Genomic DNA, 7,493 nt, shown 5'->3' with positions numbered 1-7,493 from the left:
AGGCGGTTAGAGGTTCGACTCCTCTAGGGTGCATATTTCGGGAAGTAGCTCAGCTTGGTAGAGCACTTGGTTTGGGACCAAGGGGTCGCAGGTTCGAATCCTGTCTTCCCGATATTTGGCGGTGTAGCTCAGCTGGCTAGAGCGTCCGGTTCATACCCGGGAGGTCGGGGGTTCGATCCCCTCCGCCGCTATTTTGGTTTGTTGTTTGGACCTTTAGCTCAACTGGTTAGAGCACTCGGCTCATAACCGAGCGGTCGTAGGTTCGAGTCCTACAAGGTCCATCATTATGGAGGATTACCCAAGTCTGGCTGAAGGGAACGGTCTTGAAAACCGTCAGGCGTGTAAAAGCGTGCGTGGGTTCGAATCCCACATCCTCCTTTTTCATAAAATTAACGCGGGATGGAGCAGCTAGGTAGCTCGTCGGGCTCATAACCCGAAGGTCGTAGGTTCAAATCCTGCTCCCGCAATAAAAGATATAAATTGGCTCGGTAGCTCAGTTGGTAGAGCAATGGATTGAAGCTCCATGTGTCGGCGGTTCGATTCCGTCTCGCGCCATTTTAGCGGGTGTAGTTTAGTGGTAAAACTACAGCCTTCCAAGCTGTTGTCGCGAGTTCGATTCTCGTCACCCGCTTTATAAAGTTAATTATATTCCAAGCTATATGCTTGGGCGCGTAGCTCAGGTGGTTAGAGCGCACGCCTGATAAGCGTGAGGTCGGTGGTTCGAGTCCACTCGTGCCCATTAGGAGAATTACTCAAGAGGCTGAAGAGGACGGTTTGCTAAATCGTTAGGTCGGGTAACTGGCGCAAGGGTTCGAATCCCTTATTCTCCGTTGAAAAGTATTATAATTTTCTGCTCTTTGTCAACTGTAGTGGGTTGACATATAGCTAACACCGAGAGAGAATCAGATTGGTTCTCTCTTTTGTTGTGTTCAAAGCAAGATAAATCCGTTTTTTGAAGTTTTCAAAGTTCCTAAAGCCAAAAGCATTTCGCTTAATGACTTTAATAAGGTTGTTGGTCGCCTCTAGTTTGGCGTTGGAATAAGGTAGTTTCAGCGTTGGTTAATGTAAGCCTGATACTTCAGGAAGGTTTTGAAGACAGTACGAAACTTCTTATTGCTTATTGACAGTTTCGAACTGCTCTTCAATTAGCTCAAGAAAGTATTGGTAGTGCTTCTCTTGAAAGTTAAAAAGCAAGAGTTGATAAGGGTCGTAATAGTATCGTAGCTCATCAGAGAAGGCTAAGGTCCTCTCTACACTCTCGCGAGGGGTTAAAGTCTGTCGAAAGGTTTTCGATTAGAAAGCATTGAGGGCTAGTTTTCAGCTATCTTTTTGAAAGAGTTGCCAATGATTTTTTAAAGCACGATAAGTTAGGGAATCCTTGGTAAATGTTTTTATGATAGCAAGTCTTGTCGTCATCATAGCACGGATTAAGCGTTGAACGATAGGGAATCTATCAGGGACAATATTGGCATTTTGAAAGAGTTGCTTGATGAAGGGGATATAACTTCCAGATATGTTCACAGTCACTATTTAAACCGCTTCACAGACTTTTCTAGGATACTTGTAAAACTGTTTTTTGATAGTGGTTTGTCTGTTATTATCCAGCAAAGCATGACTTTTTTGGAGTCAAAGTCTTGAGCGACGGAGGCGAGCTTATCTTTAGCGCTGGCGAATTCATTCCATGATAAGACTTCTGCAACTCAGAAAACGTCTCAGAGAAGCTAAACTGCTCTAACTGTCGTTATACAGGAGAGATGAGGATGTGGAGTTGTTTAGCGATGACGGTATTGGTGAGTCTTTCGGTGTAAAGTGCGTTATTTTTTGCCAAACTGGTTGAAAAAACTGGCGATTGAGGAATGGTAAGATAAATTAAATCACAGTTCTCGAAACTGTCTAGACTGTAAAACAGCTTATGAAGTATTCTATGGAAAAGTTGTGTACTTAATTTGATAATTCAGCACATCGCCCCCCTAACCTCTGCGGTCGTGTTGCCCACCATAAAAAGATAAATCCACTTTTGTCAACTGCAATGGGTGGTATTTTTAAGAGAATTTTTCAATAATCTTCCGTTTTATACACTATTTTTTATTTTTAATCTTTAATAGTACACTTAGCCTTGCGATTTCAATGAAACTGTAACAATGGCGTAATATAGATTGTTGTTTTTTTTGGTAAAATGTTTATTGTCTTAATTACGAAGGAGTAGTTTTAATCATGAAGAAAAGAATTTTATCAGCTGTTCTATTGAGCGGTGTTACGCTTGGAACAACTGTATCTGTAAATGCAGAAGACTATGATACGAAAATTGCAGCAAAAAATGATGCTATTTCTAACCTGACTAGTCAACAAGCTGCTGCGCAGTTAGAGGTTGAATCTATCCAAACTCAGGTGGGTACTCTATCAGCTCAGCAAGCTGAGTTAGAAACTCAAAATGCTGCATTAAAAGAGAAATCTGCAACATTATCAGCTGAAATTCAAACTTTATCTGAAAAAATCGTTGCACGTAATGAATCTTTGAAAAAACAAGCACGTAGTGCACAAAAACAAAATACTGCAACAAATTATATTAACACTGTTATTAACTCAAAATCTATTTCTGAAGCTATTAGTAAAGTTGTAGCTATTCGTGAAGTGGTTTCTGCTAATCATACAATGTTAGAAAAACAAGAGTCTGATAAAGCTATTCTTGCCGAAAAACAAAAAGCTAACCAAGCAGCTATCAACACTATTGCTGCTAACCAAGAAACGCTCGCAGCTAATAAGTCAACTTTAGAAACTCAACAAGCACAATTGGAGGCTGCACAAGCTACTCTTGCTGTTGAATTAGCGACTGCAGAAGGTGAAAAATCTTCACTTGTTGCTGAAAAATCAACTGCTGAGTCAGTTGCTGCTTCAGTTTCAACATCTCAATCAGTTGTTGCATCGGTTTCAGCTTCAGAATCTGCATCTGCAGTTGAAGCAGCGGCTTCAGCTTCAGCTGTTGCTTCAGAAGTTGCTGCATCAGCAAGTGCTAGCGCAGCGGCTTCAGAATCAGTTGCAGTAGAAACAGCAGCTTCAGAATCAGCTGTTGCTGCAAAACAAGCTGCTGATTCAATGGCAGCCGCATCAGCAAGTACCGCTGCTGCAGAAGCTCAACAAGCCTCAGTGGCGGCAGTATCACAAGCTGCACAAGTGTCTGCATCATCAGCTGCAGCTACTTCTGTTGCAACTCCAGCATCACAAGCAGCGTCAGAGGCACCAACTCGCGTTTCTCAATCTACAGCATCTGCTCCAACACGTACTGCAACTGTTTCCCCAACAGCAACACGCCCTACTGCAACAGTAACGCCTACAGTCAATACTGCTGGTAATACTTACCCTGTTGGTGAATGTACTTGGGGGGCAAAATCACTTGCTCCTTGGGCTGGTAATAACTGGGGTAATGGTGGACAATGGGCATCATCAGCTGCAGCAGCTGGATTTGGTGTAGGTTCAACACCTACCGTTGGCTCTATTGCTGTATGGAACGACGGAGGATACGGCCACGTGGCTGTTGTAGTGGCTGTTGAAAGTTCTACTCGTATCCAAGTTATGGAGTCAAACTACAATGGTATTCGTGCTATCGGTAATCACCGTGGATGGTTTAACCCAACAGCAACTTACCAAGGTTCTGCCGTATACATCTATCCAAGATAACATTAATGAGAGGACTTTGTTCCTCTTTTTTAGCTTCATTGTCACCTGTAGTGGGATACTTATGGCTAAGCATGAGGGAGAATCAGATTGGTTTTCCCTTTTGTGATGTCTACAAAGCGATTAGGATTTTAATTTTTTATTAGAATCATTTTGACTGTCTCTCTGCTTAATTCTCCCGTTTTTATCAAGCCCACAAAAAGCCCATAATTTCTGCGTTGGGGCTATCTACTACAGAAATTTCTGCTCTTTTTTACTGTGTGATTTTATTTATTCGCTCCATATTTAGAAGTAAATAGAGGAAAAATTGATAGAGGTGGATTTGTCATTATTTAAGTTAGTGGTTTTATATTTACGATATTGTTTGAAAAAAAGCTTTAAAAACGGTAGAATAAGAGAGGACTAAATAGATGGAGGAAATCATGTCTTATTCTAATTTAAAGTTGTTTGCATTGTCATCAAACAAAGAATTAGCAGAAAAAGTTGCTGAAAATATTGGCATTAGTCTTGGAAAGTCAACTGTTCGTCAGTTTTCTGATGGTGAGATTCAAGTAAATATTGAAGAATCAATCCGTGGACACCATGTTTTTATTTTGCAATCAACGAGCTCACCGGTCAATGATAACTTGATGGAAATCTTGATTATGGTAGATGCTTTGAAACGTGCGAGTGCGGAAACAATTAATGTTGTGATGCCTTACTATGGTTATGCACGTCAGGACCGTAAAGCACGCTCTCGTGAGCCTATTACATCAAAATTAGTAGCAGACATGTTAGAGGTTGCTGGAGTTGATCGTCTCTTGACTGTCGATCTTCATGCAGCACAAATTCAAGGGTTCTTTGATATTCCTGTAGATCACCTTATGGGGGCACCACTTATTGCGGATTATTTTGACCGTCATGGTCTAGTCGGCGATGATGTTGTTGTGGTCAGTCCTGACCACGGTGGTGTGACACGTGCTCGTAAATTGGCACAATTCTTGCATACACCTATTGCGATTATTGATAAACGCCGTAGTGTGGATAAAATGAATACTAGTGAAGTGATGAACATCATTGGTAACGTTGAAGGCAAGACATGTATTTTGATTGATGACATGATTGATACGGCTGGTACAATTTGTCATGCAGCAGATGCTTTAGCAGAAGCAGGTGCAACTTGTGTGTACGCTTCATGTACTCATCCTGTTCTTTCTGGGCCAGCTTTGGATAATATTCAAAAATCAGCTATTGAGAAACTTGTTGTTTTAGATACGATTTACCTCCCGGAAGAACGTTTGATTGATAAGATTGACCAAATTTCAATTGCTGAATTGGTTGGCGATGCTATTGTTCGTATTCATGAAAAACGTCCTTTATCTCCACTATTTGAATTATCACCTAAGAAATAAGTTTACTGTGGTTAGAAGGGTTCTCTTTATGAGATCCCTTTTTGTAATATAGTCTTTTGAATTAACTTTGATCCATCGTCACTTTCGGCTTGCCCTACTTCAGTACTGTCCGCGTCTTTCTGTCCCTTGTCTGAAAGTTATGCTCACTGAAAATCAAAAGCAGACTAGGCGACACAGATAGCCGATAGAGCAGGTGTTCATCAAGTTAAGTCAACGAGGTTTGCTTTTGATTTTCGAAGAGTATTAATTCATTTGACTACATATTTTTGATTAAGAGTTCTGTGCAATCTTTCAGAATTTTTTGTATAATACTAGTATTATATTCTAAAGGAGTCTAGCTATGGATGTTACCCAACGTTATAATCACAATTTAGATAAGTTAGAGGTTTCTTTGATCCGTCAATTTGACCAATCAATTTCAGGTATTCCTGGGATGCTTCGAATGACTTTGGGTGAGCCTGACTTCCCGACTCCTCAACACGTTAAAGAGGCTGCAAAGAGAGCTATTGATGAAAATAAGAGTTACTATACAGGAATGGCTGGTCTTTTAGAACTTCGTCAAGCTGCAGCTAACTTTGTTAAAGAAAAGTATAATTTAACTTATGATCCAGAATCAGAAATTTTAACAACGATTGGGGCTACTGAGGCTATTTCAGCCAGTCTTGCAGCTATTTTGGAGCCTGGTGATACTGTGTTATTCCCTGGGCCTGGTTTTCCTATCTATGAAGCTCTCACACAGATGTATGGTGGTGAGTTTGTTGAACTAGACACGTCTAAGACGGACTTTATTTTGACGCCTGAGGTTCTTGAAGAAGCTATCATTGCTCAGGGTGATAAATTGAAGGTTGTTGTTCTTAATTCTCCTGCAAACCCAACCGGTGTTGTTTATACGCGAGAGCAAATTAAGGCTTTAGCCGATGTCATCCGGAAATACCCTATTTATGTTATTTCAGATGAGGTTTACTCAGAAATTACATATACTGAAGAAGGGCATGTTTCAATTGGGGAATATCTTCCAGAACAGACAATTGTTGTTAATGGTTTGTCGAAATCTCATGCGATGACTGGATGGCGTTTGGGTTTTATTTTTGCTAATAAGTCATTGTGTGCCCAATTAATCAAAAGTCACCAGTATTTGGTAACAGCGGCAACAACCATTACGCAGTATGCGGCTTTAGAGGCTTTGACAAATGGGAAAGATGATGCTCTACCAATGCGTGATGAATACCGTAAACGTCGCGATGTTATTGTGGCAGCTTTGACGGAACTCGGTTTTGATGTGGTTAGTCCTGATGGAGCTTTCTATATTTGGGCAAAAATTCCTGGTGAAGCTGGTAAAGACTCCTATGTTTTCCTTAAAAAATTGGCTCATGAAAAAGCTGTTGCTTTGATTCCAGGGGTTGCTTTTGGTCCTTATGGTGAAGGTTACTTACGAATTTCTTACGCAGCAAGTATGGAAGTCATTCAAGAGGCAATGAAACGTTTGAAAGAATTTATGGTAATAAATGATAAGTAAAGATGCTAGAGGAATAGTCCTCTATAATCGAGATTTTCGTGAGTCGGATAAGTTGGTTAAAATTTTTACTGAAACAGATGGGAAACGGATGTTTTTCGTGAAACATGCGGGAAAATCTAAGTTAACTGCAGTCATTCAGCCACTAACAGTGGCTGATTTTCTTCTGAAATTAAATGATAGTGGTTTGTCTTATATTGATGATTTCCGAGAAGTAACGACCTATAAGTCTGTTAATGAAGATTTGTTTAAATTATCCTACGCAACCTATATTATGGCGCTAGCTGATGCAGCTATTCCAGATAATCAGGTAGATGCCCCTCTATTTGCTTTTTTGGAGAAAACCTTGAGTTTAATGGATGAAGGTTTGGATTATGAAGTATTAACCTTGATTTTTGAGATTCAAATTTTAGATCGTTTTGGTGTTCAGTTGAATTTTCATGAGTGTACGTTTTGTCATCGTGTTGGTTTGCCTTTCGATTTTTCCTTTCGGTATTCGGGCCTTCTCTGTCCTAATCACTATGATAAGGATGATAAACGTTCTTATTTGGATCCCAATGTTCCTTTTTTACTAGATCGTTTTCAATCTATCTCTTTTGATGAATTAAGAAGCATTTCACTCAAGGATGATATGAAGGGGAAATTAAGGCAATTTGTCGATGCTGTTTATGAGGATTACGTAGGTTTACATTTGAAAAGTAAGAAATTTATTGATGACTTAAGCAAATGGGGTGACATCATGAAATAGAGCCTTGTCTCGACAAACGCCTGAGCGATTTTTAGTATGAAAAAGAGTTTTTTTGCATTTCAATGTTCAGATTTTCCTAAAATAAGTATTATCTTTGAGAGTTTTTACTAGACTCTCTAAAAGGAATTGTCATCTGTACTTTGATTCGGCAAGGTCTGTTTTATGTAGA

At 40.0% G+C, this 7,493-nt stretch carries 4 protein-coding genes, 9 tRNA genes and 1 pseudogene; 13 read left to right on the top strand and 1 reads right to left on the bottom strand.

What is annotated here, in order from left to right; all coding sequences use genetic code 11:
• Window positions 1-38: 38 nt before the first annotated feature.
• The 9 genes from A3IA_RS0105140 (at window position 39) to A3IA_RS0105100 (ending at window position 830) form a co-directional block, all read left to right on the top strand.
• Window positions 39-112: transfer RNA gene (locus tag A3IA_RS0105140), tRNA-Pro, on the top strand.
• Between the two features lie 5 nt (window positions 113-117).
• Window positions 118-191: transfer RNA gene (locus A3IA_RS0105135), tRNA-Met, on the top strand.
• A gap of 16 nt (window positions 192-207) precedes the next feature.
• Window positions 208-281 (top strand) — tRNA-Ile (locus A3IA_RS0105130).
• A gap of 7 nt (window positions 282-288) precedes the next feature.
• Window positions 289-378: transfer RNA gene (locus tag A3IA_RS0105125), tRNA-Ser, on the top strand.
• Between the two features lie 15 nt (window positions 379-393).
• Window positions 394-467, top strand: a tRNA-Met gene (locus A3IA_RS0105120).
• A 15-nt stretch (window positions 468-482) separates the two neighbouring features.
• A tRNA-Phe gene (locus tag A3IA_RS0105115) sits at window positions 483-555 on the top strand.
• 5 nt (window positions 556-560) lie between these two features.
• Window positions 561-631: transfer RNA gene (locus A3IA_RS0105110), tRNA-Gly, on the top strand.
• A 34-nt stretch (window positions 632-665) separates the two neighbouring features.
• Window positions 666-739 (top strand) — tRNA-Ile (locus A3IA_RS0105105).
• Window positions 740-742: 3 nt separating this feature from the next.
• A tRNA-Ser gene (locus tag A3IA_RS0105100) sits at window positions 743-830 on the top strand.
• A gap of 55 nt (window positions 831-885) precedes the next feature.
• Here A3IA_RS0105100 and A3IA_RS13430 read toward each other — a convergent pair.
• A pseudogene (locus A3IA_RS13430) lies at window positions 886-1,845 on the bottom strand (transposase); the annotation flags it as partial.
• Window positions 1,846-2,214: 369 nt separating this feature from the next.
• On the opposite strand from A3IA_RS13430, the gene A3IA_RS0105090 reads away from it, so the two are divergent.
• From A3IA_RS0105090 to recO, 4 genes are all read left to right on the top strand, one after another.
• Window positions 2,215-3,675 (top strand): CHAP domain-containing protein, encoded by a 1,461-nt coding sequence (locus tag A3IA_RS0105090; RefSeq protein ID WP_018380254.1) that lies wholly within the window; start codon window positions 2,215-2,217, stop codon window positions 3,673-3,675.
• Between the two features lie 419 nt (window positions 3,676-4,094).
• Complete coding sequence (locus tag A3IA_RS0105085; RefSeq protein WP_018380253.1) at window positions 4,095-5,063, top strand: ribose-phosphate diphosphokinase; 969 nt, start codon at window positions 4,095-4,097, stop codon at window positions 5,061-5,063.
• Window positions 5,064-5,403: 340 nt separating this feature from the next.
• A complete protein-coding gene (locus A3IA_RS0105080) occupies window positions 5,404-6,579 on the top strand; it encodes a pyridoxal phosphate-dependent aminotransferase (protein ID WP_018380252.1) in 1,176 nt (391 codons plus the stop codon).
• Window positions 6,569-7,324, top strand: coding sequence for a DNA repair protein RecO (recO, locus tag A3IA_RS0105075; RefSeq protein ID WP_018380251.1), 756 nt, complete (start codon window positions 6,569-6,571; stop codon window positions 7,322-7,324). The genes A3IA_RS0105080 and recO overlap by 11 nt, the downstream gene beginning before the upstream one ends.
• The last annotated feature ends 169 nt before the right edge of the window (window positions 7,325-7,493 follow it).

Source organism: Streptococcus thoraltensis DSM 12221 (genome assembly GCF_000380145.1).
Classification (GTDB): Bacteria; Bacillota; Bacilli; order Lactobacillales; family Streptococcaceae; genus Streptococcus; species Streptococcus thoraltensis.
Note: the sequence above shows the minus strand (reverse complement) of the source record. Positions and strands in the feature narration are given on the sequence as shown.

What these genes read in the sequence shown, in the direction of transcription:
- A3IA_RS0105085 (WP_018380253.1), top strand. Translation starts at nt 4,095, where the DNA reads ATGTCTTATTCTAATTTAAAGTTGTTTGCATTGTCATCAAACAAAGAA.
- A3IA_RS0105090 (WP_018380254.1), top strand. Translation starts at nt 2,215, where the DNA reads ATGAAGAAAAGAATTTTATCAGCTGTTCTATTGAGCGGTGTTACGCTT.
- recO (WP_018380251.1), top strand. Translation starts at nt 6,569, where the DNA reads ATGATAAGTAAAGATGCTAGAGGAATAGTCCTCTATAATCGAGATTTT.
- A3IA_RS0105080 (WP_018380252.1), top strand. Translation starts at nt 5,404, where the DNA reads ATGGATGTTACCCAACGTTATAATCACAATTTAGATAAGTTAGAGGTT.